Below are 23532 nucleotides of genomic sequence, written 5' to 3' on the forward strand. Positions count from 1 at the left end.
GCTCAGTCTTCCCTGGCGGCGACCAGATCCGCGAGCGCCACGTTGACGGCGACGACCTCGACCACGGGTTGCCCGAGGAATCCGAGGAACCGGTCGTGCGTGTGCGCGGCCACGAGCGCCGCCACCTGCGCCTCGGTCAGACCGGTCGCCCGGGCGATGCGAGCCACCTGGATCGCCGCGTACTCGGGCGAGATGTGCGGGTCGAGACCCGAGCCGGATGCGGTCACGGCGTCGGGCGGGACCCGCGAGGGTTCGACCCCCTCCCGCTCGGCGACCTCGGTGCGGCGCTCCTCGATCAGCGCGAGCAGCTCGGCGTTCGAGGGGCCGAGGTTGCTCGGCGCGGACGCCAGGGCGTCCCAGTCGCTCGCCGAGGGCCGCGGCTGCAACCACTGGTCACCCTCGAAGCGCTGCGCCAGCAACGACGACCCGACGACCTGACCGTGCGCATCCCGCACGGGCATCCCGTCGGCTCGATCGCCCATGAGGGCACCGGCACCGACCAGCGTCAGCGGGTAGCCGACCCCGAGCAGCACGGTGAGCGCGAGCAGCAGCCGCAGCGCGACAGCGCCCTGACGAGACAGGTGGGTGAGCATGTCAGCCGATCCCAGGTAGCAGCGAGACGATCATGTCGATGAGCTTGATCCCGACGAACGGGACCACGAGGCCTCCCAGCCCATAGACCAGGAGGTTGCGCCGCAGCACGGACTCGGCCGTGCCGGGCCGGAACCGCACGCCGCGCAGCGCCAGCGGGATGAGCGCGAGGATCACGAGGGCGTTGAACACCACGGCCGACAGGATCGCCGACTCCGGCGTCGACAGCCTCATGAGGTTGAGACCTGCCAGCGCGGGATAGGCGGCCATGAACATGGCCGGCAGGATCGCGAAGTACTTCGCGACGTCGTTCGCGATCGAGAACGTCGTCAGTGCGCCTCGCGTGATCAGCATCTGCTTGCCGATGGCGACGATGTCGATCAGCTTGGTCGGGTCGGAGTCGAGGTCGACCATGTTGCCGGCCTCCTTGGCGGCGGAGGTGCCGCTGTTCATCGCGACGCCGACGTCGGCCGCCGCGAGCGCGGGCGCGTCGTTGGTGCCGTCGCCGGTCATGGCGACCAGCCGACCACCCGCCTGCTCGCGCCGGATCAGGTCGAGCTTGTCGGGCGGTGTGGCCTCGGCCAGCACATCGTCCACACCGGCCTCCCTGGCGATCGCCTCGGCGGTCAGCCGGTTGTCGCCGGTGACCATCACGGTGCGGATGCCCATGCGTCGCAGCTGCTCGAACCGCTCCCGCATACCGCTCTTGACGATGTCCTTGAGATGGACGACGCCGAGCGCGACGCGCCCCTGCGGCCCTGCGCGCCCGACGACGAGCGGCGTGCCGCCGTCGGTGGCGATCCGCTCGACGATGCCCTCCAGCTCGTGCGTCGCGGTCGCGCCGAGCCAGGCCTGCACGGCGCTCGCGGCGCCCTTGCGGATCTCGACGTCGCCGGGAAGGTCGACGCCGGACATCCGGGTCGTGGCGCTGAACTCGACGAACCGTGCGTCCGCGGGCAGGGCGACGACGGCGGCGTCGGGTGCCAGCCGATCGGCGAGCCGGACGATCGACCGTCCTTCAGCGGTCTGGTCCGCGAGGCTCGCCAGCCGTGCAGCCTCCCGGAGCTCGTCGGCGCCCACACCGGTGAGCGGCAGGAAGTCCACGGCCTCGCGGTTGCCGATGGTGATCGTGCCGGTCTTGTCGAGCAGCAGCGTGCTGACGTCACCGGCTGCCTCGACGGCCCGCCCGGACATCGCCAGCACGTTGACCTGCACCATGCGGTCCATGCCCGCGATGCCGATGGCGGAGAGCAGCGCGCCGATCGTCGTCGGGATCAGGCACACCAGCAGCGCGACGAGCACGACCAGCGGCGTCGACGCACCCGCGTAGGAGGCCATCGGAGGCAGCGTGAGCACGACCGTGCCGAACACGGCGGTCAGGCTCAGCAGGAGGATCTCGAGCGCGACCTCGTTGGGGGTCTTGCGGCGGCTGGTCCCCTCGACCAGGGCGATCATGCGGTCGAGGAAGGTCTGGCCGGCCGCCGTCGTGATCCGTACCACGATCCGGTCCGAGAGCACGGTGGTCCCGCCCGTGACGCCGCTGCGATCACCGCCCGCCTCCCGGATGACCGGTGCGGACTCACCGGTGATCGCGCTCTCGTCGACCGAGGCGATGCCCTCGATCACGTCACCGTCACCGGGGATCACCTCGCCCGCCTCGACCACCACGACGTCGCCGACCTCCAGCCCGGTCGCCGCGACCGGCTCGAGAGTGCCGTCCTGCGCCCGGCGGCGTGCCGTGGTGTCGGCGCGCGTGGCGCGCAGCGAGTCGGCCTGTGCCTTTCCGCGTCGCTCGGCGACCGCCTCGGCGAGGTTGCCGAAGATCACGGTCAACCACAGCCACACGGCCAGCGCGATCGTGGACACCCCGGGGTCGAGCGCCGCAGCGACCGACGTCGCGACCGATCCGCACCAGACCACGAACATCACGGGGTTGCGCCAGAGCGTGCGCGGGTCGACCTTGCGGAGCGCGGCCGGCAGCTGGCCGAGCATCATGCGCGCGAACTCACGGGTGGTCATGACAGCGCCTCCGCGACAGGGCCGAGAACCAGAGCAGGGAAGAAGGTGAGGGCGCCTACGACCAGCACGACCGCCGTCGTCACCCCGGCGAACAGCGGGCCGTCGGTCGGCAGCGTGCCGGACGTGCGTGGCGCGAGGCCCTGGCGCGCCAGCCGGCCCGCGAGCATCAGCACGAGCACGATCGGCACGAGCCGCCCCAGCAGCGTCGCGATCGCGAGCGTGACCTGGAAGAAGGTCGAGGTGACCGTGAGGCCGCCGAACGCCGAGCCGTTGTTGTTCGCCGCCGAGGCGTAGGCGTACAGCACCTCGGTGAAGCCGTGCTGCCCGGGGTTGCCCATCGCGTCGAGGGTCGGTGGCAGCGCCATGGCCACTCCGGTGCCGAGCAGCACGAGCACCGGCGAGGTGAGCGTGTAGAGCGCGACGCACGTCATCTCAGGCTTGCCGATCCGCTTGCCGAGCAGCTCGGGCGTACGACCCACCATCAGGCCGCACAGGAAGACGGTCAGGATCGAGACCATGAGCATGCCGTAGAGGCCGCTGCCGACACCGCCGGGGCTGACCTCGCCGATCAGCATGTTGAGCAGCACGACGCCACCGCCGAGCGGGGTCATCGAGTCGTGCGAGGCGTTGACGGCACCGGTCGAGGTCCCGGTGGTCACGACCGCGAACAACGCGCTCGCCCACACCCCGAACCTGCTCTCCTTGCCCTCCATGGCGGCCCCGGCCGCGCGCGCCGCGTCCGACTGGGCGGTGACCTCGGCCCAGGTGGTCAGCGCGAGCGCACCGACGAGCAGCCCGAGCATGACGCCGAGGATGGTGCGCGCCTGGCGACGGTTGTCCAACAGCGTGCCGAGCGTGCGCGTGAGGCTGATCGGGATCACGAGGATGAGCAGCACCTGCAGCAGGTTGGTGAGCGCGGTGGGGTTCTCGAGCGGGTGTGCCGAGTTGGCGTTGAAGAAGCCGCCACCGTTGGTGCCGAGCAGCTTGATCGACTCTTGGCTCGCGACCGGACCGCCCGGGACCACCACCGGCGCACCCGTGACACCGGTCGCGGTGGTGTCGGCGAGGTTCTGGACGACGCCGCCCGCCATCAGCGCGAGCGCACCGAGCACGGCGATCGGGAGCAGGAGCCGCAACGTACCGCGGACGAGGTCGACCCAGAAGTTGCCGATGGTGCCGGCGTGGCTGCGGGTGAAGCCGCGCACCAGCGCGACGGCCACCGTGAGGCCGACGGCCGCGGACAGGAAGTTCTGCACGGCGAGCCCGGCCATCTGTGCTGTGAAGCCCAGCGTGCTCTCGCCCGCGTAGGACTGCCAGTTGGTGTTCGTCACGAACGAGACGGCCGTGTTCAGCGCCGTGTCCCAGCCCACGCCGGGCAGCTCGCGCGACATCGGCAGCGCGGCCTGGCCCATGAGCAGTGCCATGAGCGCGACCACACAGACCCCGGAGAACGCCAGCACGGCGACCGCATACTGACGCGGGCTCTGCTCGGCGTCGGGATCGACACCTCCCACGCGGTACAGGGCGCGCTCGAGACGCGAGTGGCTCGTGCGCTCGAACACCCGGGCCATGTAGTCGCCCAGCGGGACGTAGACGGCAGCGAGAACCAGCACCACCGCACCGATGGTCAGCAGCCCGGCGAGCGTGTCCGACATCATCGGCCTCCGGGCGGGCCGTGCTTGACGTATGGCATGCCCCCAGCCAACGGCCGGCGACGGTGCAGGCGGTGTGGCGTTGACGCCGCGCTAGCGCGTCCTCACGCGTTCTTAGCGCGCGCGCTCCGCGGCGCTCAGGTGCTTCAACGGGCGCCGGGGCTGAGTGAACCCCGGGTGGCGGTCGACAGTGCGGTGAGACCTGGGTCGGGGCTCAACCGGCGGACTCGGCCCGATCGGCGAGGGCCAGGGTGCGGCGGGCGGCGTCGACCATCGCGACGTCGAGGAAGGTGCCGTCGTCGAGCACCACGGTGCCGGCGCCGTCGGCGGTCGCCTCGCCCACGCGCTCCACGACCTCCCGGGCGCGCGCGAGCTGCTCCCGCGACGGCAGGAACGCCTTCTCGATCACCGGCAGCTGGGCGGGGTGGATCGCGGCCCGCCCCAGCATGCCGAGCGAGCGGCCCAGCGCGCAGGACTCGGCGAGGCCCTCGAGGTCGCGGACGTTCGGGTACACGCTCATCGCGGGCGCGGGCAGCCCGGCGGCGCGGGCCGCGACGACCAGCCGCGACCGCGCCCACGTCATCCCGGGCTCGCCCACGATCCCCAGGTCGGAGCGCAGGTCCGCCTCGCCGAGCCCGATCGAGCTGACGGCGGGGCTCGCCGTCGCGAGCTCGTAGGCCCGCTCGAGACCGAGCGCCGACTCCAGCAGCAGGTGCAGCGGCCGGCGGATCGCCGAGAGCGCACGCACCCCGTCCGGGTCGGACACCTTCGGCACGCGGATCCCGATGCTGCTGCCCAGCGTGCGCACCGCCTGCACGTCAGCCGTGAACCAGGGCGACCCGACGGCGTTCACCCGCACCTGCACCGGCCGCGTCGCGCCCACCAGCACCTCGGCCAGCGAGGCCCGCGCCGCGTCCTTGTGCCCGGCAGCGACGGCGTCCTCGAGGTCGACCACCACCACATCGGCCGCCGAGGCCAGCGCCTTCACCACCCGGTCGGGCCGGTCGGCCGGCACGTAGAGCAGCGTCAGCACCGGTGTCGGCGCCGTGCCGTTCATGGCGTCACCTTCGGCCGGTGCAACAAAGCCGTCGCCAGATCGCCGAATCGGCCGATGTGAACGTTGCCATGAGCATCTGGAGACGACGTCGGTGCATTCATGCCGCACCCTCCTCGCGGAGCCGGGCGATCTCGGCCTCGTCGTAGCCGAGCTCGGCGAGCACCTCGTCGGTGTCGGCGCCGTGCGCCCGCCCCGTGAACGCGAGCACCGGGTCCGCCTCGGAGAGCCGGAACAGCGGACCCTGCACGGCGATCTCGCCGAGGTCCGGGTCCTCCATCCGCCGGATGGTCCCCAGCGCCTGCAGCTGCGGGTCGACGGCGATGTCCTCGGCCGTGTAGATCGGCGCCACCGCGGCCTGCGCCTCCTCGAAGGCCGCGACCACCTCGTCACGCGTGCGTGCCGCGATCCAGCTGCCCACCGCCTCGTCGAGCTCGTCGGCGTGCGCGGCACGACCCGAGCCGGTCGCGAACCACTCCTCGTCGATCAGCTCCGGCCGCCCGACCAGCCGCAGCACCCGCTCGGCGATGCTCTGCGCACTCGTGGAGACCGCCACCCAGCGGTCGTCCGCCGTCCGGTACGTGTTCCGCGGCGCGTTGTTCGACGACCGGTTGCCCAGCCGCGGCTGCACCGTGCGCAGCTGGTCCCAGCGGGTGATCTGCGGGCCCAGCATCGCCATCATCGGCTCGACGATCGCCAGGTCCACCACCTGCCCCCGCCCGGTCCGTTCCCGAGCGTGCAGCGCCACCATCACCGCGTAGGCAGTCGCGAGCGAGGCGATGCCGTCGGCGAGCCCGAACGGCGGCAGCGTGGGCGGGCCGTCGGCCTCACCGGTCATGGCGGCGAAGCCGCTCATCGCCTCGGCGAGCGTGCCGAACCCCGGTCGCCGGCGGTAGGGCCCCACCTGCCCGAACCCGGTCACCCGAGCGAGCACCAGCCCGGGGTTCACCGCGCTGAGGTCCTCATACCCGAGGCCCCACCGTTCCAACGTGTCCGGCCGGAAGTTCTCGACCACCACGTCGGCCGTCTCCACCAGCCGCAGGAACGCCTCGCGCCCACCCGCGCTCGACAGGTCGAGCGTGACCGCACGCTTGTTGCGCCCCAGCGTCTTCCACCACAGGTTCTGGCCGTCCTTGCTCGGCCCGTGGCCGCGCGAAGGGTCCGGCCGCCGCGGGTGCTCGACCTTGATCACCTCGGCGCCCATGTCACCGAGGTGCATCGCGGCGAGCGGCCCGGCGAACAACGTCGAGGCGTCGATCACCCGGAGCCCGGCCAGCGCGGGCTGGGCCACCTCGTCGTGCTCGGTCATCTCAGCTCTCCTCCCAGCAGACCCGGAACCCGATCGAGGGCGACGCGTCCCCGCCCAGGCCCGGCAGCAGGAACTTCAGGCTGAACTCCGGGGCACGGACGCCGCCGTCGGTGTACCAGTCGGACCCCTCGCTGCGGTGCTCGGAACCGCCCTTGAGCATGACGAACCGGGTACGCCCGTCGCTGTGCTCGGACTCGGTCCAGCTCCACACCGCCGGCGTCAGCCGCTCGAACCCCGGCAGCCCAGCCGCCAGCTGCCACTCGTCCTCGGTCGGCAGCCGCCCACCCACCGACGCCGCGTAGGCGCGCGCCTGCGCCAGCGTGACCCCGGTCGCGGGGCCGTCACCACGCTCGCCGGTCCCGAGGAATTCCGCCATCTCGCTGACCGTCACCTCGCGCGTGGCCACCCGCACGTCGTGCGCCAGCGTGACCGCGCGCTCCAGCGTGCGCTGGTCGTGCAGCCGCGGCGGCAGCGGCTTCCACTCGTCCACGTACGGCGCGCCCTCGTACATCCCGGTCTCCCGCGCCCGGTACCTCACCGTGAGCACGTGCTCACCGGCGGGGACCACGACGGCGGCCGTCGCCAGGTCCTCCCGCCTCGCCCCTGTCGGCGCCGGCGCAGGCAACCGCCGCGCGCGGCGGTGCGGGAAGGCAGCGTCGGGCTCGTGCGCGACGTCGCTCAGCTCGCCACGGACCTGGTCGACGACCTCCCGCCAGCGCGAGTCTTCGCCGTCGGGCATCGACACGTACGCGGCGACCCCGCGCGCGGGAACCCCGCCGGTGTGCAGCGGCGTCCAGTCGCCGGGCAGCGGCCCGGCGACGTCGACGTCGGACCGGTTGGCGAGGAGCAGCAGGTCGAGCCCGTCGTGGGAGAACAGTGACCCGTAGACCCGGGCTTCCTCGGCCGCGGCACCGATGTCGGCGAGCGGCGTCCACTCACCCTGCACCAGGGCCTCGGAGAACCCGCGCTGCACCGGCAGCATGCGGCGCAGTGTCGCGGCGTCGCGGGCCGACCAGCCGACCCAGACCCCGAACACGACCTCCCACACCATGATCCCGACCCCGTTGAGCCAGGCCGAGGCCAGCTCCTCGGAGTGGTCCCGGTGCCAGCGCCGGATGTGGTGCTGCATGTGGCGGCGCTCGAACCAGTGGGCGCGGAGCACACCGGGCACCTCGGAGTCGGCGAACCACTGCGCCCACGAGGCCGCGTGGTCGGAGATCCGCTCGAGCGCGAGCTTCGACTCGCCCTCGAGCACGAACCCGGGGCGTGCCTCCTGCAGCGCGGCGACCAGCTCGGGGTCGGCCTTCTTGAGCGTGTCGAGGAAGACGCCGTCGGCGCCGAGGTCGCGCACCAGCTCGGCCAGCTCCACGCGGTCCTCGCGGCCGCGACGGGTCCCGACGTCCCACGGGTTGTAGTCGACGAACACCGCGACGCCGTGCTCGTGCAGCGTCTGCACCACGGCGGTCAGGCCCGGCACGTCGCGGTAGAAGTCCCACTGGTTGCGGTCGTCGATCCCGATGACCGGGTAGGCGTGCCAGAGCACCAGCCCGTCGAGGCCGCCGAAGCGCGTGCGCGCGTCCTCGAGGAACCGCTCGGGCGTGAACCGCTGCTCCTCGAAGTCGAAGAACAGCTCGTCCCACAGCCACACCTGCGCCACCGTGAAGCATCGCTGCGCCCACGCGGCGCCGGGCTCCTCGTACGCCTCGCCGCGGTAGTCGAGACGGCGGCGGGCTTCCTCGCGCCAATCGGCCAGCCGGGCGCGCCAGGCCGGCCGGTCCGCGGGCGAGGCGGGTCCGGAGAAGATCTTGGCCTCGTCCAGGGCGGCGAGATCGCCTGAGGCGGGCACCGCCGTCGGGAGGTCGATCGGGCGCGGCACCAGCGGGTCGAAGCTGGCGACCGGGGGCGAGGCGGCGGCGGGGTCGGTCATGAGGGCTCCCCCTGGACGTTGCGGGCCTCGCGGACCTCGGCCGCGGTCGGCACAGCGTCCTGGGCACCGGGGCGCTCGACGGCGAGCGCACCCGCCACCGAGCCCCATCGGGCTGCCTCCACCAGGTCGTCGCCGGCAGCGAGCCGGGCGGCGAGGACACCGCAGAACGTGTCACCGGCGCCGGTGGTGTCGACCACGGCGACCGGGAGCGCCGCCACCTGCGTGGTGCGCTCCTGCTCGACCACGAGGCAGCCACGCGAGCCGAGCGTCACCACGACGGCGCCCACCCGGCCCAGCACCCGCTGCGCGGCCGCCTCCGGCTCGAGCCCCGGCACGAGGTCGGCGAGCTCGTGCTCGTTGACGACGAGCACGTCGACCTCGCGCAGCAGCTCGTCCGGGAGCGGTGCCGACGGGGCGGCGTTGAGGACGAACGACGCACCGGGGCGGCGTGCCTGCGCGGCGGCGAGCACGGTCGGCAGCGGCACCTCGAGCTGGGCCACCACCACGCCGGCCGTGGCGATCCGCTCGAGCTGGGTGGGCGAGAGCGAGGTGAGATCGGCGTTGGCACCGCCGACCACCACGATGGCGTTCTCGCCGTCGTCGGAGACCGAGATCAGGGCGGTGCCGGTGGGCTCGGACGAGATCTCGACCGCGTCGAGCTCCACGCCGGCGCCGAGGAGGGAGGCGCGCAGCAGGGCGGCGTCGCCGTCGTCGCCGAGGCGACCGACGAACCAGGTGGGGGCACCGCCGGCCCGGGCGGCCCCCACGGCCTGGTTGGCACCCTTGCCGCCGGCGCCACGCGCGACCGAGGTCGCCAGCAGCGTCTCGCCCGGCCCCGGTATCCGCGGCACCCGTGCGACGACGTCGACGTTCGCGCTCCCGACGACGACGACGACGGACCGCTCCTCGCTCATCGCTGCCCCTCCCGGCCGCCGCTCAGCGCCAGGGTGCGTCCGGCGAGATCGGCGATCTCGCGCTCAGCAGGGCCCGGGAGCGAGGTCGCGATCACGCCGCGCAACGGCTCTGTCCAGCGGGCGGGCAGAGCCGCGGACCCGCGCAGGCCACCGACCACGGCGCCGACCGTGGCGCCGGCGGAGTCGGTGTCCCAGCCGCCGACGACGGCGGTCGCCACCGACGGGCCCAGCTCGCCCTGGCCGGACTCCAGCGCGTAGGCGATGAGGGCGGCGTTGTTCAGCGTGTGGACCCAGTGCAGGTGGCCGAGCTCGGCGTGCAGCACGTCGAGCGCGTCGGCCTGCTCGCGGCCCGAGGCCCCGAGCTCGCGTCCGAGCGCGATCGCCGCCGCGAGCCGGGAGCCGGGCGGCACCACGGCGGAACCGGCGTCGAGAACCTGCGTGACGTCGTCGGCGACCAGCGAGGCGGCGCACAGCGCGGCCGCCCACAGCTCGCCGTAGATGCCGTTGCGGGTGTGCGACAGGCGTGCGTCGACCCACGCGAGCCGAGCCGCGGCCCGGACGTCACCGGGGTGCGCCCAACCGAGAACATCGGCGCGGATCAGCGCGCCGATCCACTCCCGGAACGGGTTGTGATGGGTCGCGGTCTCGGGGACCGGCCGCGCGTCGAGCAGGTTGCGGTAGGCCGCCCGCTCGGCGGTGAACACCCGGCCGGCCGGCAGCGCGCCGAGCCAGCCCTGGGCGATGTCGTCCGTGGTCAGGGCCTCACCGTGCTGCTCCAGCAGGTCGAGGGCGAGCATGGGGAAGTTGAGGTCGTCGTCCTCGGGCATGCCGTCGATGTTCTCCGCGAGCGAGGTCGGCGCGCTGCGCCGGTTCCACGGCCAGCGCGCGGCGACGTCGTCGGGGAGCCCCACCGCGGTGAACCAGTCGTCGAGCGGCCACCGACCGGTCGCCCGCAGGATCTCCTCGATGCCCTGTCGCGGGATCTTCTCGACCGGCTTGCCGAGCAGGCAGCCTGCTGCGCGCCCGGTCCAGGCACCGCTGACGCGGTCGAGCGAGGTGCGCTGCGGCAGCACCGGTGCGGGCGGCAGCAGCGCCGCGATCTCGTCCCAGCCGTCGGGCTCGGCCGGATCGGTCGGCTGCAGGGTGGCCAGCTCGTCGAGGAGGTCGCGGGCCAACGCACGCAACGACGCCGGCGCGGGCTCCGCGCTGGCGCCGGAGGGCTGCAGCACCGGCGAGCCGCCGGCCTCGACCCATCGCTGCCGGACCGCCGCAAGCGCCTCGGCGTCCGCGCCCTGCTCGGTCAGCGCTACCAGCTCGGCGGCGACGAGGTCCTCCGGCTGGGCCCAGGTCAGCCTCATGCCTGAAGGGCGTCGATGACGCTCGCCCGCGCGCGTGCACGCTCGGCGTCAGCGGCGAGGACGTCCTGCACCACCGTCGTCATCGTCTCGGCCACGGCACCGAGGTCGAGCCTGCTCGCGGTCTCGATCGTCTCGGTCCACTCCCGCGGCACCGCGGCGGCGCCGTGCAGGCCACCGCAGATCGCTCCGGCCATGGTCGCGATCGAGTCCGAGTCGCGGCCGTAGTTGACCGCACCGAGCACGGCGGCGCGGAGGTCGCCGTCGTAGGCGAGCACGAAGCCCAGCGCTGCAGGGAGCTCCTCGATCGACTTGGTGCGTGAGGGGAGCCGCGCGTCCATCGCGGGCGCCCTGTAGGTCTCCCCCACCGTGTCGTAGGGAGCGACGGCGGCGCGGATCACCTCGCCGATCGCGGCGTCGTCGAGGTCCTCCGAGGCGGTCTCCTCGACGGCGGTGAGCACCGCCTCGATCGCCGCCGCGGTCCCGTCGTGCGCGAGCGAGCGCACCGCGTCCATGACCGAGCCCACGGTCGCGCCGGGTGTCACCGACGCCGCCACCGCGGCCGCGAAGACCCCGGCCGCCTCACGCCCGTAGGAGGACTGGTGCGCTCCGGCCATGTCGATCGCCTCGCGGTACGCGCCCACCGGGTCGCCCGCGTTGACCAGCCCGACCGGCGCCATGTACATCGTGGCGCCGCAGTTGACGATGTTGCCGACGCCCGCCTCGCGCGGGTCGACGTGACCGTAGTGCAGCTTCGCGACCATCCACTTCTCGGCGAGGAACACCCGCTGCAGGATGAGCGCCTCCGCCTCGAGCTCGGGGACCCAGCGCAGCTCGCCGATCATCTTCGGCACCAGGTCGGAGGCCACGTGGAAGGCGTCGAGGTGGTCGCGCCGCTCGGCGTAGACCTCGATGAGCGCGTGCGTCATCAAGGTGTCGTCGGTGACGTGCCCGTCGCCCTTGTGATAGGGCGCGATCGGCCGCGCGGTGCGCCAGTTCTCGTAGTACGGCGGCACCACACCGGTGACGCGACCGCCCCACCGCTCGGTGATCTGCTCGGGGGTCCAGCCCTCCGTCGCACCACCGAGCGCGTCGCCGACAGCGGCCCCCGCCAGCACCCCGTACACCGCATCGGCCAACCCGGTCGCGCTACTCATCTCACCCATGCCCTCGTCGCATCCTCTCCTCGCACACCTGCCTCAGCCAACCACCGACGACGGGTCCCGGCCAGGCCGGAGCGGCCCGACCGGGACGCCGTCGTGGTCTCGGTCCTACCGGTTGACCTGCTCCCAGCCGTCGGTGAGGTCGGCCTGCAGCTGCGCGCTGTCGATCTCGTCGGCCAGGAAGCGCTGGAAGGCAGGCGTGGCGACCGTGTCCTTCCACTGCGTGTACGCGTCCACCGTCAGGAACGGCGGCGCCACCAGCGAGTCGCCCGAGGCGAGCACCTCGGCCCACCCGGTCTCGTCGGCGGTCTGCTCGGCGAGCGCGTCACGTGCGGAGGTCGAGGCCGGCACGAGCGCGTCGGCGTAGGCGAGGGCCGCGAGGTTCTCCGTCGAGGTGAAGAAGTCGAGGAACTGCGCCGACTCCTCCACGTGCTCGGAGTCGATGTTCACCGAGTAGGTCTGCGGGTTCGCAGCCTGGTCGGCGCTCACCGAGCCCTCGAGAGGCGGCAGCACGGCCCAGTTGAAGCCCTCGGGGGCATCGGTGCCGATGCTGGCGACCCGGAACGAGCCCTGCACCGTCATCGCGGTCTGGCCGGCGTACCACGCCGGCAGCACCTCGGAGCCGGACTGCGTGAGCGAGACCGGGTCCAGGGAGGCGTCCTCGTAGGTCATCTGGTGGATCGCCTCGGGAACAGCCAGCTCACCCTCGCCGACGTCGATCGTGACGTCGCTGCCGCTGCCCTCGAAGTAGCCGCCGTCGAAGCCGAGCCCCAGGCTCATGAACGTGGCGGTCGGGTTCGACAGACCCCAGCCCAGGCCGAACTGGCCGTCGGTGGTGGTGGCCTGCGCGATCTCGCGCAGCTCGTCCCACGTCATGGTCGGGCCGCTGGGGATCTCGACGCCCGCCGCCTCCAGGAGGTCGACGTTGGCGAACACCATGTAGGACTGCAGCGTCGTGGGGTAGGCGATGATCTCCTCGTTGACCGTCACGGACTCCCAGATGCCCTCGGTGACGTCGGAGGCGAACGCCGGGTCGATGAGGTCGGTGAGGTCGGCGAGGTATCCGTCCACCGCGAACGGGGCGATGCTGGCCGCCTCGTAGTGGATGATGTCGGGCGCCGTGCCACCGTTGAACTGCGTGATCAGCTTGTCGTAGATGCCGTCCCAGCCGGCCTGCACGAGCTCGACCTGGATGTTCGGGTTCTCGGCGTTCCAGTCATCGACGATGCCCTGCACGGCCTCCATGGCCAAGGGCTGGTCGGACAGCGACTGGAACTCGAGGTTGACGACCTCCTCGCCGCCGCCCTCGCCACCGCCGGTGTCGCCGTCGTCGCCTCCGGTGGCACTGCCCTGCTGGCAGGCCGTGAGCGCGAGCGCCGCGGTGGCAGCCATTGCCACCGCGAGTACGTGCCGCTTCTTCATGATGTGTTCCTTTCGATGTGAACCGTGGTTGGGGGTGAGCCGTCAGCCCTTGACGGCGCCGGCGAGGAGCCCACCGGTGAGCTTCTTCTGCAGGATCGCGAACACCACGAGCGAGGGGATCGTGGCGAGCACCGACCCGGCAGCGAGGGGACCGAGGTCGACCACGCCGGCGACCCCGATGAAGTTGCGCAGCGTCAACGGGAGCGTGGACAGCTCCGGCGACTGGATGAGCACGAGCGCGAGGAAGAACTCGTTCCAGGCTGCGACGAACGTGAACATCGCGGTCGCGATGATGCCCGGCAGCAGCAGCGGGAACACGATCACGCGCAGCACCGTGAGCCGGGTGGCGCCATCCATCGAGCCGGCCTCCTCGAGGTCCCGCGGGATGGCTGAGACGTAGCCCTGCAGCATCCACAGCGAGAACGGCATCGTGAAGGTGACGTAGACGAGGATCAGCCCGAAGAGCGTGTCGTTGAGCTGCAGCGTCCGCAGGATGAGGAACAGCGGCAGGATCAGCAGGATCGTCGGGAAGACCTGGCTGAGGAGGATCCACCCGGTCCCGACGGCGCGCATCTTGCCCCGGAACCGTGCGAGCGCGTACGCGGCCGGCATCGAGATCAGCACGGTGAGCACCATCGTGGTGATCGCCACCATGAACGAGTTGCCCGCCGAGCCGATGAGGTTCTGCCGCGCGAGCGCATCCGCGAAGTTGGTGAACGTCCACTCGACCGGCAGCAGCGTCACGGTGACCGAGTACAGCTCGCGTGAGGACTTGAACGAGGCCGAGACCAGCCACAGGAGCGGGAAGCCGAGGAAGAACAGGTATCCGACCAGCGCCACGTACTGCAGCGGCCGGACGTACCACGCGCGCTGATTCATCCTTCCGCCTTTCCCTTGCGGAACTGCTGGATCAGATAGATCGAGAGCACCAGGAGCACGGCGATCACCAGCACGTCACCCATCGCCGAGGCGTAGCCGATGTTGCGGTTCTTGAACGCCTCGAGATAGGTGAACAGCATCGGCAGCATCGTGCGGCCACCAGGTCCGCCCTCGGTCATCACGTAGACGAGACCGAAGGAGTTGAACGACCAGATGAAGTCGAGCGCCGTCGAGGCGAGCACCACGGGCCGCAGCGCCGGCAGCGTGACGTGCCAGAACCGGCGGGCCGCGCTCGCGCCGTCGACAGCCGCTGCCTCGAGCTGCTCGGCGGGGACCTGCTGCATGCCCGCGAGCAGCAGCACGGTGGTCTGCGGCATGCCGGACCAGACAGCCACCACGATCACCGCGGGCAACGCCGTCGAGAAGTCACCCAGCCAGTTGACCGGGGCCACCCCGACCCACTCCAGCGCGGCGTTGAGCGGACCCGCCGTGGGCGAGTAGATCATCCGCCACATGATCGCGACGACGACCGGAGGCATCGCCCACGGGATGAGCGCGAGCACCCGGGTCAGCGACTTCAGCCGCAGGTCGGTGTTGAGCAGCAGCGCCAGCCCCATCGCGCAGAGCAGCGTGAGCACGGAGCAGGCGACCGCCCAGACCAGGCCGATCCGGAACGACTCCCAGAAGAACCTGTCCCCCATCAGCCGGATGAAGTTGTCGAGGCCGATGAAGTCGGCCACGTCGTTGCGGCGCAGCGTGGCGTCGGTGAAGCCCAGGTAGACGCCGGCCATGAGCGGGATCACGGAGAAGACGATGATCGGCGCCATCGCGGGGACGACGAGGGCGATCGCCTCCCGCCGCTGCGCACGCGAGCTCACGCCGCGGCGGGTGACGGGCCGGGTCGCGACGGCGGTCATCGTTCACCCTCCTGGTCCTGCTGATGTGGCGCGCGGGCGTCGTCGGCCATCGGCTCCCCTTTCACGTCGCTGGATCGGCGCACGCTGAGCGCAGCGGGCACGACGACCTGCTGCGGCTTCTTGTGCGGGTCGTTCAGTCGCTCCAGCAGCAGCTCGGCGGCACGGCGACCACGTTCGGACGCACCGAGATCGACGCTCGTGAGCGCCGGGCGGAAGAGCTTGCCCAGCTCGGTGTCGTCGACGCCGACGACGGCGAGCTGGTCGGGCGTGCTGAGGCCGAGCTGATCGGCGGCGTGCAGCACGCCGATCGCGAGCAGGTCGTTGGCCGCGAGCACGGCGTCGGGTCGGTCCGGACCGCTGAGCAGGGCGTGCGCGACCGCGTGACCGGCGGCGGCCGTGAAGTCCGCGGCGCTGACCACGGGGGCGTCGGGTCCGGCGGCCGCCACGAACGCGCCACCTCGCACCCGACCGGGGATGGTGTCGGCGGGACCGTTGACGAAAGCGATCCGTCGTGCGCCGATCGCGTGCAGGTGCGCGACCGCGAGCGCGATGCCGCCGGCGGAGTCCGGAGCCACGGTGTCGACGCCCGCCGACTCCGGCATCCGGCCGAGCACGACCACCGGCACCGGGGACTGCGCGACGGCGGCCACCAGCTCGTCGGTGACGCGCAGCGGCGAGAGCACCATGCCGTCGGCGTAACCACGTTGCAGGCTGGTGACCAGGTCGACCGTGCCGGCCGCGTCACCGGTGTTGGTCACGAGCAGCCGGTACCCCGCACCGGACACGACCTCCTGGATAGCGGCCATCATCTCGACGTAGACCGGGTTGCCGATGTCGGCGACGGCGTAGGCGAGCTGGAGCGTGCGGCCGAGCTTGAGCGAGCGCGCGGTCGCGTCCGGGATGTAGCCGAGCTCCCGGGCGGCCGCCCGCACGGCTTCCACCGTGGCGGTCGCGCTCGTCAACCCGTTGAGGGCGCGCGAGGCGGAGGCGATCGAGACCCCCGCCCGTTGTGCGACCTGCGTGATCGTCGCTCGCTGTGCCATGTGCCACCTCGCCCTCGACTGTGAGTCATCCGTGGCGGCCCGGAACGATGCCGCTGGTGAACCGTAGCCGTAAACGTTTCCAGGTACGCAACATCTGGGTGTAATCGTTTCCGAATCGTGACCTGCCGCTCGTGCGGGAGGGGTCAGTCCAGCCCGATCACCCGGCGCAGAGGCTCCAGCCCGGTGACCTCGATCGGGTCGCCCCGCACCAAGGCGTCCGGCGTCAGGCGCAGCGAGAGGTGCTCGGCGACCTCGTTCTCGCGACGCTTCTTGCGGGTGATCCCGTTGTCGACGTAGCCGACCTTGTGGCTGACGGCGATCGATGCGGGGTTGTCGCAGAAGGCACCCGAGGTGATCTCGACGGCGTCGAGGTGGTCGAACAGGAACGCGCACATCGCGCGGCGCATCCGGGTGCCGATGCCCCGGCCCTGGTGCTCGATCCCGAGCCACGACCCGGTCTCACCGGTGCGCATCACCAGGTAGTCGGTGGTGCCGAAGCCCTGGCTGCCGACCAGCTCGCCGTCGACCCAGACACCCAGGTCCAGGGACCACGCGGCCGGCGAGAAGCCGGCGCGCCGACCCCAGTGGTACTGCGCCATCCCGAGCGGGATCTGCTCGGTCGGGGCGTCGGTCCACGGGTGGTAGAACGGCATCTCCTCCGGCGGGTGGACGCCGCGCTGCGCGAGTGCGCCGAGGGCGGCCAGGTCATCGTCGGTGAGGCCGCGCAGCTCGAGAGAGCCCTCGGTGATGCGGAGTCCGAGCTCGGGGTACACGTCGGCGATCGCGCTCATCGAGCGAGACTGACAGCACCGCACCGGCACCGCAAACGCTTTGGCTAGGGTGCGAGAGGTGTACCGCCACCTCGCGTTCGCCGCCGACTGGGAGGCAGCGCAGCGCGCCGGCCGCTATGAGATCTCCACCCGGGGCCGGACGTTGGCCGAGGAAGGATTCATCCACGCCTCGTTCCCGCACCAGCTCGACGGCGTCGCCCGCCGCTTCTACGCGGACGTCACCGAGCCGCTCGTGGTGCTGGACGTCGACCCCGGCAGGCTGGAGGCGCCGGTCGTGCTGGAACCAGGCGATCCGGCCGTTCCCGACAGCGAGCGCTTCCCGCACATCTACGGCCCGATCCCGGTCGAGGCGGTCATCAGCGCGACCCGGTACGAGCGGCCGTCGCAGGCGACGGAGGAGTCAGCCGAGGGCCACCGCGGCTGACCGCGACACGTCGATTGCTCGCTCGTGGCCTCAGCTGCGCGAGGCGGCCGCCCGCCGCCTCCGAGCCTGCACGTCACGCACGAGCAGCAGCATCATGGCCGCGATGACGCCGCCGAGGCTGATCGCCACCCAGGGGATCCCAGCGCGCGGGTGCTCGACGCCGCCCGGCTCGGCCCCACCGGGCTCGGGAGCCGTCCATTCCCAGCCGGCGACCGTCTCGGCGGCCTCCGAGACCTGGATCGGCAACGGGATGCTCGAGCACGCATCGCTGGTGAAGGTCGGCGTCTCGCCACGCAGGAAGAGCAGGTAGCTGCGCCCCTGGGCTGCGCCGTCGAGCCCCTGACCCTGGGGCCCCTGGACTTGGATGAGCTCCTGCACCGATCCGTCGAAGACCTGGGAGACATCGAGCCAGTACGTCTGCAGGTCGCTCGAGGACTGCCCGCCCGACCGGCTTGCGACCGGTCCGATCTCGACGATCGTGCCGATCGCGGTGGCATCGGCCTCGTCGCGCATCTGCTCGATCGGCCGCGCCTCACAGCTGGCGAACGCGACCTGCGGGGCGGGATCCGCAACGGTCAGCGCGACGCCGAGCACGCAGGTCAGGGCTCCGAGCAGGGCCACCATCCGCATGGGCATGTGCACGCACCCACGGTGGCACGTCGCCAACCACTCCGACCAGCACGGTCGCGTCACGATCCGTGCTGGTCCGAGGCGAGGTCAGCGGGGTGTGAAGGTGAGGCAGTCGGCGAGGTCGTTGCCCGCGCCGATGCGCACGGCGGTCGCCGTGCAGCTGAGGTTCTCGTTGTGCACGCAGTTCGCACGCTGGCACGCGCCGACGCTGGCGAGCACGGTGTCGAGCCCGCCCTTGACGTTGAGGGGGATGAAGGTGGCGCACTGGGCGTCACCGCCCACACCGGCGATCGTGACGGCACCTGCGTGACAGTTCGAGTGGTCGTTGTAGGAGCAGCCGGAAACGGTGCACTCCGACACGTGGGGCAGCTCGGCGAGGGTAGCCATGATGGACCTCCAGTCGGGACGAACAATTCCCTCCGAGAATAGATTCGCACCGCGAGAAAAGATAGCAAGGAAAGGCTTACCTGGCGTAGCAAGAAATGCGTGCAGCGCGTATTTCGAAATAGCTCTGTCATTCAATTGCCGAAACGCGTCTTCCCCGGCGTCCGGGCAACCCTGCGGGACCGGGCAGATCTGCCGCTTGTCGAGCGGGCGACGGCCCGCGATCCTTCCTACGGCCTGCCCCTCGACCTGCGGACGCACATGACCTCCACGAGCACCGACCTCCTTGCGACGCCCGAGCAGGCGGAACGATCCGAGCCCCACCCGCCCCGGCCGCAGCGCTGGTACAGCCGTACGGCGATCGGCCGGTGGATCGAGTCGAGCGCGGTGCAGAACGTCATCATCGTGGTCATCGTCATCAACGCCGCGACGCTGGGGGTCGAGACCTCCGACGCCGTGATGGCGCGCTGGGCCGACGTGCTCCACACGATCGACCACGTGTGCCTGGCGATCTTCGTCGCCGAGCTCGTGATGAAGCTGTACGCGTTCCGGCTGGCGTTCTTCAAGACGAGCTGGAACGTGTTCGACCTGCTCGTCGTGGGTATCGCGCTGGTCCCGGGCTCAGGGGCTTTCGGGGTGCTGCGCTCGCTGCGGGTGCTGCGGGTGCTGCGGCTGATCTCGATGGTGCCGCAGCTGCGCCGCGTGGTCGAGGCGCTCGTCAAGGCCGTGCCGGGCATCCTGTCGATCGGGGCGCTGCTCCTGCTGCTGTTCTACGTGAGCGCCGTGATGGCGACCATGCTCTTCAAGGACACGTTCCCGGCGGAATTCGGCAGCCTGTCCGCCTCGTTGTTCAGCCTGTTCCAGGTCATGACGCTCGACAGCTGGAGCGACCTGACCCGCAGGATGATCGAGGTCCACCCCTGGGCGCCGGTGTTCTTCGTGCCCTACATCCTGCTGAGCGCGTTCACCGTGCTCAACCTGTTCATCGCCGTGATCGTCGACGCGATGCAGCACCTCCGCGACGACGGTGAGCAGCCGGTCGAGGCCCTCCCGACCGGGGCGACCGATCCTGCCGAGGACGCTCCGCCGTCGAGCACCCATGACGAGATCGTGGCGCTGCGTCAGCAGATCGCCGAGCTGACCGAGCTGGTTCGCGCCCGGTCCTGAGATCCCGCATGACACCATCGCACGATGGTGCTCCCGCAGCGGCTGGCCCGGATCAACAAGCGCCTGACCAACCGGGTCCTGCGCCATCTGGTGGGCATCGGCCCCCTGGCCGAGCTCGAGCACGTGGGCCGCAGGTCGGGCCGCACCCACCGGACCACGCTGCTCGCGTTCCGCGACGGTGACGTGGTGACGCTCGCGCTGACGTACGGCTCGGACGTCGACTGGCTCAAGAACCTCCGTGCCGCGGGCCGCGGCCGGCTGAGAGTCGGTCGCACCCTTCTCGACCTGAGCGCCCCCAGCGACCTCCCGACGGCGGTGGGCATGGCCCGGATGCCGGGTCTCGCTCGGATGATCCTGCCTCGGGTCGGTGTCGAGGAGTTCGTCGAGCTGCCGGTGATCGGCACGCACCGCCGGCGCTGACGCCTCGCCCACCCCCGGCTGCGGCTCGACGTCCCGCACCGGCCAGGTGACTACCTGTCCCCAGCGCCGGGATCGCAGGATCGCGGGCGCAGCCCACGGGATGGGCAGGACAGCCGACAATCACCCGTCGGCGGACCTCTTGACACGTGTCTGATGGGCTGTCATCCTGTTTTCCGTTCGGCCTGACACGTGTCTGCCAGTCGGATCGACGGACGGCTTCGACCGTCCACCCACAACGATGTGAGGAGCAACGATGGATCTCAGCCGCCGAGCGGTGCTCGGGCTCGCGGGCCTGGGGGCGGTCGGGACCGCGCTCTCGGTCCCACGCCTGCTCGCCACGGACATCCCGGGGCGCGGCGACGACGTCCTGACGGTCGCCATTCTCGGGAACGCCCAGGACGCTGCGGCCCGTGCGGGCCTCGTTGCGGCGTTCAACGAGCTTCACCCCGACATCGGCGTGCGCATCATGCCGATCCAGGGTCAGGACTGGAGCAACTTCTTCGCGAAGATCCTGACCCTCGTGGCCGCGGGCACGCCGCCGGACGTCGTGGTCGTGGCCACCGAGGGTGCGCAGCTGTTCGCGGACCGACTCGCCCACCCGCTCGACGAGTACGTCAAGCGTGACGCGGCCGACCTCCAGGACTACTTCGACGACGTCAACCCCTCGCTGATCGAGTCGTTCATGTACGAGGGGAGCCTCTACCAGCTCCCGATCGACTTCAACGCGGCGAACGTCTACTACAACACGAGCGCGCTGGAGGTCGCCGGGCTCGAGCGCCCCGCCGACGGCTGGACCCACGAGGACTTCCTCGGCTATGCCCGCGAGATGGGCCGCGCCAACACCGGCTCCTTCCTCCCGTTCTTCTGGACCAACCGCCTGTGGGGCGGCGTGGTGCCGTGGCTGTACATCAACGACACCAGCTTCCTCGCCGAGACCACCGCACCCGGTGGCGAGTGGCTCTGGGACAGCTTCTACCCCGGCGAGACCGGGCGATCGGGCGGCTACCGCTGGCTCGAGCCCAACGCCGACGACCCGAAGGTCTTCGAGAGCTTCGACTACCTGCGCACCATCGTCGCCGAGGGGCTCGGTTCCAGCCCGGCCCAGGGCGGCGGCGGCGAGCTGGTGGCTCGGTTCGCGCAGGGGCAGATCGGCATGACTCCGGCTGGCGGCTTCTGGGTGGACGGGCTCGCCGAGGGCGGCATGACGCCCGCCGACTACGACGTCACCTACTTCCCGCAGTGGAAGGGTCAGCGCCATCAGTTCGGCGCGGCCGGCTACGCGATGATGTCGACCTCGGAGCGCAAGGACGAGGCCTGGGAGTGGATCAAGTTCTGCACCACGCGCGAGGGGATGCGGCTCGCCTTTCCCTCGCCCAACACCACCCCGGTGCGGCGCTCGATGTGCAACGACGCGTTCTACTCCGAGAAGGGCCCTGCCCACTGGCAGGTGTTCTACGACACGCTCGACAACCTCCCCAGCGGTCCGATCCCCGCCCCACCCCAGCAGGCCGCCGTCGAGACCGCGCTCATCAAGAACGTCGTCGGCGCCGTCACGGCCGGCTCCGACGGCGGCGTCCGCTCCGCGCTCGGGACCCTGCAGCGCGATCTCGCCCTGGCTCTGAGGAGGTCGTCGTGACCGCTGTCGTCGCCCCCACGCCCGCTGCGGCCGAGGCCCCGAAGTCGGCGCCCACGGCCGTCCCACGCGCGGACCGCCGTGCCACCACCTGGCTCACGTGGCTGTTCCTGGCCCCGACCCTGCTGGGTCTCGGCCTCTTCACGATGGTGCCGATCGTCGGCTCGATCCTCCTCGCCTTCTTCCGGTGGGACATCATCAGCGACCCGCAGTTCGTCGGGTTCGCCAACTTCGCCGAGCTGGCCACCGACCCGACGGTGCGAGTGTCGTTCCTCAACACCTTCGGCTTCGTGGTGATCGCAGTCACGCTCCAGCTCGCCGTCGCACTGTTCCTGGCGGTGCTGGTGCAGTCCCGGATGCCCGCGTGGCTGCGCACGTTCTTCAGGTCCGCGTTCTTCTTCCCGCTGATCCTGTCGGCCGCTTCGGTGTCGTTGGTGATGGCGTACCTGTTCAACGCCGAGTTCGGTCTCGTCAACCAGGTGCTGGCGGCGATCAACCTTCCCGAGGTCGGCTGGCTCACGACCGACGCCGGAGCGATCACGGTGGTGATCCTCGTCTACGTGTGGCAGAACTTCGGCTTCACGTTCCTGCTGTTCGTGGGGGGCCTGGCATCGATCCCGCGCGACGTCTACGAGGCGTCGTCGATCGATGGCGCCACGGGCTGGAAGCAGTTCCGAGCGATCACGCTTCCGCTGCTGTCACCCACCGTGCTGGTGGCGTCGGTGATGGCGATCATCTCCGCGCTGCAGATCTTCGACCAGCCCTACGTGCTGACGCGCGGTGGGCCCGGCGATGCCACCCGCACCGCCGTCATGGTGATCTTCGAGTCCGCCTTCCAGCAGCTCGAGTTCGGCCGCGCCTCGGCCATCGGCATCGTGCTCACGCTGATCATCATCGGCGTCACCGCGTTGCAGTTCCGCCTGTCCCGCCGCTTCGTCTTCTACAGCTGACCGAGGAACCGACATGGCAACGACTCTCTCAGGACCCCTTCCCGGCGTTCACACGCCGCCCACCCGTACCCGACGTGAGCGCGGCGCCCTGGGCAGCGCGGCCAAGGTGGCCGTGATGGTGGTGGCCGCCTTCCTCACCCTCGGTCCCGTCGTCTGGACGCTCTTCACCGCCCTGACCCCGCTGGAAGCCGGCACCGGTGAGCGGAGCTTCGGCCTCGGCGCGTTCGCGGACGTCTTCGTGCAGGTCGACATGTGGCTGCTCGTGTGGAACAGCGCACTCGTGACGGGGCTGTGCGCGGCCGGCCAGATGATCACCGCCGCGATGGCCGGCTACGTGTTCGCGAAGATGGAGTTCCGCGGCAAGGGCCTGCTGTTCGGGCTCGTGCTGGCCACCATGATGGTGCCGATGCAGGTGACGATCGTGCCGGTGTTCCTGCTGATCCGTGGCATGGGGCTGGCGGACACGCTGCTGGCGCTCATCATCCCGGCCATCCCGACGGCGTTCGGCACGTTCCTCATGCGCCAGTACTTCCTGGGGCTGCCGCACGAGCTCGGTGAGGCCGCCGCCCTCGACGGCGCCGGCCCCTTCCGCACCTTCTTCTCGATCTTCGCACCCCTCGCAGCACCCGGACTCGCGATCGTCGGGATCCTCGCCTTCAACTACCACTGGAACGAGTTCTTCCGCCCGTTGATCATGCTGATCAGTGAGCAGAACTTCACGGTGCCGCTCGGCCTCGTGACGCTCCAGGGCAACCTGGGCACAGGTAGTGTCGCCACGGTCCTCGCGGGCGTGGTGCTCTCGATGATCCCGGCGCTGGTGGTCTTCATCCTGGGCAACAAGCCGCTGCGTGAAGGCCTGACCGCCGGCAGCAACAAATGACTGGAGAC

The 23532-nt window shown here is 71.1% G+C and carries 22 protein-coding genes; 6 read left to right on the plus strand and 16 right to left on the minus strand.

The window, feature by feature from the left end; translation table 11 throughout:
* Positions 1-2: 2 nt before the first annotated feature.
* The 14 genes from kdpC to GPA04_RS14980 form a co-directional block, all read right to left on the minus strand.
* Entirely contained in the window at positions 3-593 is a 591-nt protein-coding gene (gene kdpC / locus GPA04_RS14915) for a potassium-transporting ATPase subunit KdpC (RefSeq protein WP_156225001.1), read from the minus strand.
* Between the two features lies 1 nt (position 594).
* On the minus strand, positions 595-2610 hold the full coding sequence (gene kdpB / locus GPA04_RS14920; protein WP_156225002.1) for a potassium-transporting ATPase subunit KdpB: 2016 nt from the start codon (positions 2608-2610) through the stop codon (positions 595-597).
* Positions 2607-4265 (minus strand): potassium-transporting ATPase subunit KdpA, encoded by a 1659-nt coding sequence (gene kdpA, locus GPA04_RS14925; RefSeq protein WP_156225003.1) that lies wholly within the window; start codon positions 4263-4265, stop codon positions 2607-2609. The genes kdpB and kdpA overlap by 4 nt, the downstream gene beginning before the upstream one ends.
* Positions 4266-4476: 211 nt before the next feature.
* Positions 4477-5319, minus strand: a complete 843-nt coding sequence (locus GPA04_RS14930; protein ID WP_156225004.1) for an HpcH/HpaI aldolase/citrate lyase family protein — start codon at positions 5317-5319, stop codon at positions 4477-4479.
* Between the two features lie 97 nt (positions 5320-5416).
* A complete protein-coding gene (locus GPA04_RS14935) occupies positions 5417-6625 on the minus strand; it encodes a CaiB/BaiF CoA transferase family protein (RefSeq protein ID WP_156225005.1) in 1209 nt (402 codons plus the stop codon).
* A 1-nt stretch (position 6626) separates the two neighbouring features.
* Positions 6627-8552, minus strand: a complete 1926-nt coding sequence (locus tag GPA04_RS14940; RefSeq protein ID WP_156225006.1) for an SUMF1/EgtB/PvdO family nonheme iron enzyme — start codon at positions 8550-8552, stop codon at positions 6627-6629.
* A complete protein-coding gene (locus GPA04_RS14945) occupies positions 8549-9466 on the minus strand; it encodes a ribokinase (RefSeq protein WP_156225007.1) in 918 nt (305 codons plus the stop codon). The genes GPA04_RS14940 and GPA04_RS14945 overlap by 4 nt, the downstream gene beginning before the upstream one ends.
* Entirely contained in the window at positions 9463-10824 is a 1362-nt protein-coding gene (locus GPA04_RS14950) for an ADP-ribosylglycohydrolase family protein (RefSeq protein ID WP_156225008.1), read from the minus strand. Before GPA04_RS14950 ends, GPA04_RS14945 begins: the two co-directional genes overlap by 4 nt.
* Positions 10821-11978 carry an ADP-ribosylglycohydrolase family protein gene (locus GPA04_RS14955; RefSeq protein ID WP_156225231.1) on the minus strand — a complete coding sequence of 386 codons (1158 nt, stop codon included), beginning with the start codon at positions 11976-11978 and terminating at the stop codon, positions 10821-10823. The genes GPA04_RS14950 and GPA04_RS14955 overlap by 4 nt, the downstream gene beginning before the upstream one ends.
* A 114-nt stretch (positions 11979-12092) precedes the next feature.
* Positions 12093-13406 carry an ABC transporter substrate-binding protein gene (locus GPA04_RS14960; protein WP_156225009.1) on the minus strand — a complete coding sequence of 438 codons (1314 nt, stop codon included), beginning with the start codon at positions 13404-13406 and terminating at the stop codon, positions 12093-12095.
* Between the two features lie 42 nt (positions 13407-13448).
* Positions 13449-14285 (minus strand): carbohydrate ABC transporter permease, encoded by an 837-nt coding sequence (locus GPA04_RS14965; protein WP_156225010.1) that lies wholly within the window; start codon positions 14283-14285, stop codon positions 13449-13451.
* The gene (locus tag GPA04_RS14970) at positions 14282-15202 is read right to left on the minus strand and encodes a carbohydrate ABC transporter permease (protein WP_156225011.1); all 921 of its coding nucleotides are present in this window, start codon (positions 15200-15202) and stop codon (positions 14282-14284) included. Before GPA04_RS14970 ends, GPA04_RS14965 begins: the two co-directional genes overlap by 4 nt.
* Entirely contained in the window at positions 15199-16245 is a 1047-nt protein-coding gene (locus GPA04_RS14975; RefSeq protein ID WP_156225012.1) for a LacI family DNA-binding transcriptional regulator, read from the minus strand. Before GPA04_RS14975 ends, GPA04_RS14970 begins: the two co-directional genes overlap by 4 nt.
* A gap of 143 nt (positions 16246-16388) precedes the next feature.
* Positions 16389-17036: a GNAT family N-acetyltransferase gene (locus GPA04_RS14980; RefSeq protein WP_156225013.1), complete on the minus strand. Its 648-nt coding sequence runs from the start codon at positions 17034-17036 to the stop codon at positions 16389-16391.
* A 58-nt stretch (positions 17037-17094) separates the two neighbouring features.
* On the opposite strand from GPA04_RS14980, the gene GPA04_RS14985 reads away from it, so the two are divergent.
* The gene (locus GPA04_RS14985; protein WP_241680829.1) at positions 17095-17460 is read left to right on the plus strand and encodes a DUF952 domain-containing protein; all 366 of its coding nucleotides are present in this window, start codon (positions 17095-17097) and stop codon (positions 17458-17460) included.
* 30 nt (positions 17461-17490) lie between these two features.
* On the opposite strand, the gene GPA04_RS14990 is transcribed toward GPA04_RS14985, so the two are convergent.
* Together GPA04_RS14990 and GPA04_RS14995 are read right to left on the minus strand one after the other, a co-directional pair.
* Positions 17491-18102 carry a hypothetical protein gene (locus tag GPA04_RS14990; protein ID WP_156225015.1) on the minus strand — a complete coding sequence of 204 codons (612 nt, stop codon included), beginning with the start codon at positions 18100-18102 and terminating at the stop codon, positions 17491-17493.
* 75 nt (positions 18103-18177) lie between these two features.
* Positions 18178-18477, minus strand: coding sequence for a DUF1540 domain-containing protein (locus GPA04_RS14995; RefSeq protein WP_194238964.1), 300 nt, complete (start codon positions 18475-18477; stop codon positions 18178-18180).
* Between the two features lie 258 nt (positions 18478-18735).
* Here GPA04_RS14995 and GPA04_RS15000 point away from each other — a divergent pair, with 258 nt between their 5' ends.
* The 5 genes from GPA04_RS15000 to GPA04_RS15020 all read left to right on the plus strand — a co-directional run bounded on the left by GPA04_RS15000 (position 18736) and on the right by GPA04_RS15020 (position 23524).
* A complete protein-coding gene (locus GPA04_RS15000) occupies positions 18736-19641 on the plus strand; it encodes an ion transporter (RefSeq protein ID WP_156225016.1) in 906 nt (301 codons plus the stop codon).
* Positions 19642-19665: 24 nt separating this feature from the next.
* Complete coding sequence (locus tag GPA04_RS15005) at positions 19666-20061, plus strand: nitroreductase family deazaflavin-dependent oxidoreductase (RefSeq protein ID WP_156225017.1); 396 nt, start codon at positions 19666-19668, stop codon at positions 20059-20061.
* 253 nt (positions 20062-20314) lie between these two features.
* Positions 20315-21697, plus strand: coding sequence for an extracellular solute-binding protein (locus GPA04_RS15010; protein ID WP_156225018.1), 1383 nt, complete (start codon positions 20315-20317; stop codon positions 21695-21697).
* The gene (locus GPA04_RS15015; RefSeq protein ID WP_241680830.1) at positions 21694-22644 is read left to right on the plus strand and encodes a carbohydrate ABC transporter permease; all 951 of its coding nucleotides are present in this window, start codon (positions 21694-21696) and stop codon (positions 22642-22644) included. Before GPA04_RS15010 ends, GPA04_RS15015 begins: the two co-directional genes overlap by 4 nt.
* Positions 22645-22657: 13 nt before the next feature.
* Complete coding sequence (locus tag GPA04_RS15020; RefSeq protein WP_156225019.1) at positions 22658-23524, plus strand: carbohydrate ABC transporter permease; 867 nt, start codon at positions 22658-22660, stop codon at positions 23522-23524.
* The last annotated feature ends 8 nt before the right edge of the window (positions 23525-23532 follow it).

Source organism: Pseudactinotalea suaedae (assembly GCF_009733815.1).
GTDB classification, from domain to species: domain Bacteria; phylum Actinomycetota; class Actinomycetes; order Actinomycetales; family Beutenbergiaceae; genus Pseudactinotalea; species Pseudactinotalea suaedae.

What these genes read in the sequence shown, in the direction of transcription:
- GPA04_RS14955 (WP_156225231.1), bottom strand. Translation starts at nt 11,978, where the DNA reads ATGAGTAGCGCGACCGGGTTGGCCGATGCGGTGTACGGGGTGCTGGCG.
- GPA04_RS14940 (WP_156225006.1), bottom strand. Translation starts at nt 8,552, where the DNA reads ATGACCGACCCCGCCGCCGCCTCGCCCCCGGTCGCCAGCTTCGACCCG.
- GPA04_RS14945 (WP_156225007.1), bottom strand. Translation starts at nt 9,466, where the DNA reads ATGAGCGAGGAGCGGTCCGTCGTCGTCGTCGTCGGGAGCGCGAACGTC.
- GPA04_RS14970 (WP_156225011.1), bottom strand. Translation starts at nt 15,202, where the DNA reads ATGACCGCCGTCGCGACCCGGCCCGTCACCCGCCGCGGCGTGAGCTCG.
- kdpA (WP_156225003.1), bottom strand. Translation starts at nt 4,265, where the DNA reads ATGTCGGACACGCTCGCCGGGCTGCTGACCATCGGTGCGGTGGTGCTG.
- GPA04_RS14980 (WP_156225013.1), bottom strand. Translation starts at nt 17,036, where the DNA reads ATGAGCGCGATCGCCGACGTGTACCCCGAGCTCGGACTCCGCATCACC.
- GPA04_RS14975 (WP_156225012.1), bottom strand. Translation starts at nt 16,245, where the DNA reads ATGGCACAGCGAGCGACGATCACGCAGGTCGCACAACGGGCGGGGGTC.
- kdpC (WP_156225001.1), bottom strand. Translation starts at nt 593, where the DNA reads ATGCTCACCCACCTGTCTCGTCAGGGCGCTGTCGCGCTGCGGCTGCTG.
- GPA04_RS15005 (WP_156225017.1), top strand. Translation starts at nt 19,666, where the DNA reads ATGGTGCTCCCGCAGCGGCTGGCCCGGATCAACAAGCGCCTGACCAAC.
- kdpB (WP_156225002.1), bottom strand. Translation starts at nt 2,610, where the DNA reads ATGACCACCCGTGAGTTCGCGCGCATGATGCTCGGCCAGCTGCCGGCC.
- GPA04_RS14960 (WP_156225009.1), bottom strand. Translation starts at nt 13,406, where the DNA reads ATGAAGAAGCGGCACGTACTCGCGGTGGCAATGGCTGCCACCGCGGCG.
- GPA04_RS15020 (WP_156225019.1), top strand. Translation starts at nt 22,658, where the DNA reads ATGGCAACGACTCTCTCAGGACCCCTTCCCGGCGTTCACACGCCGCCC.
- GPA04_RS15000 (WP_156225016.1), top strand. Translation starts at nt 18,736, where the DNA reads ATGACCTCCACGAGCACCGACCTCCTTGCGACGCCCGAGCAGGCGGAA.
- GPA04_RS15010 (WP_156225018.1), top strand. Translation starts at nt 20,315, where the DNA reads ATGGATCTCAGCCGCCGAGCGGTGCTCGGGCTCGCGGGCCTGGGGGCG.
- GPA04_RS14935 (WP_156225005.1), bottom strand. Translation starts at nt 6,625, where the DNA reads ATGACCGAGCACGACGAGGTGGCCCAGCCCGCGCTGGCCGGGCTCCGG.
- GPA04_RS14965 (WP_156225010.1), bottom strand. Translation starts at nt 14,285, where the DNA reads ATGAATCAGCGCGCGTGGTACGTCCGGCCGCTGCAGTACGTGGCGCTG.
- GPA04_RS14930 (WP_156225004.1), bottom strand. Translation starts at nt 5,319, where the DNA reads ATGAACGGCACGGCGCCGACACCGGTGCTGACGCTGCTCTACGTGCCG.
- GPA04_RS14995 (WP_194238964.1), bottom strand. Translation starts at nt 18,477, where the DNA reads ATGGCTACCCTCGCCGAGCTGCCCCACGTGTCGGAGTGCACCGTTTCC.
- GPA04_RS14950 (WP_156225008.1), bottom strand. Translation starts at nt 10,824, where the DNA reads ATGAGGCTGACCTGGGCCCAGCCGGAGGACCTCGTCGCCGCCGAGCTG.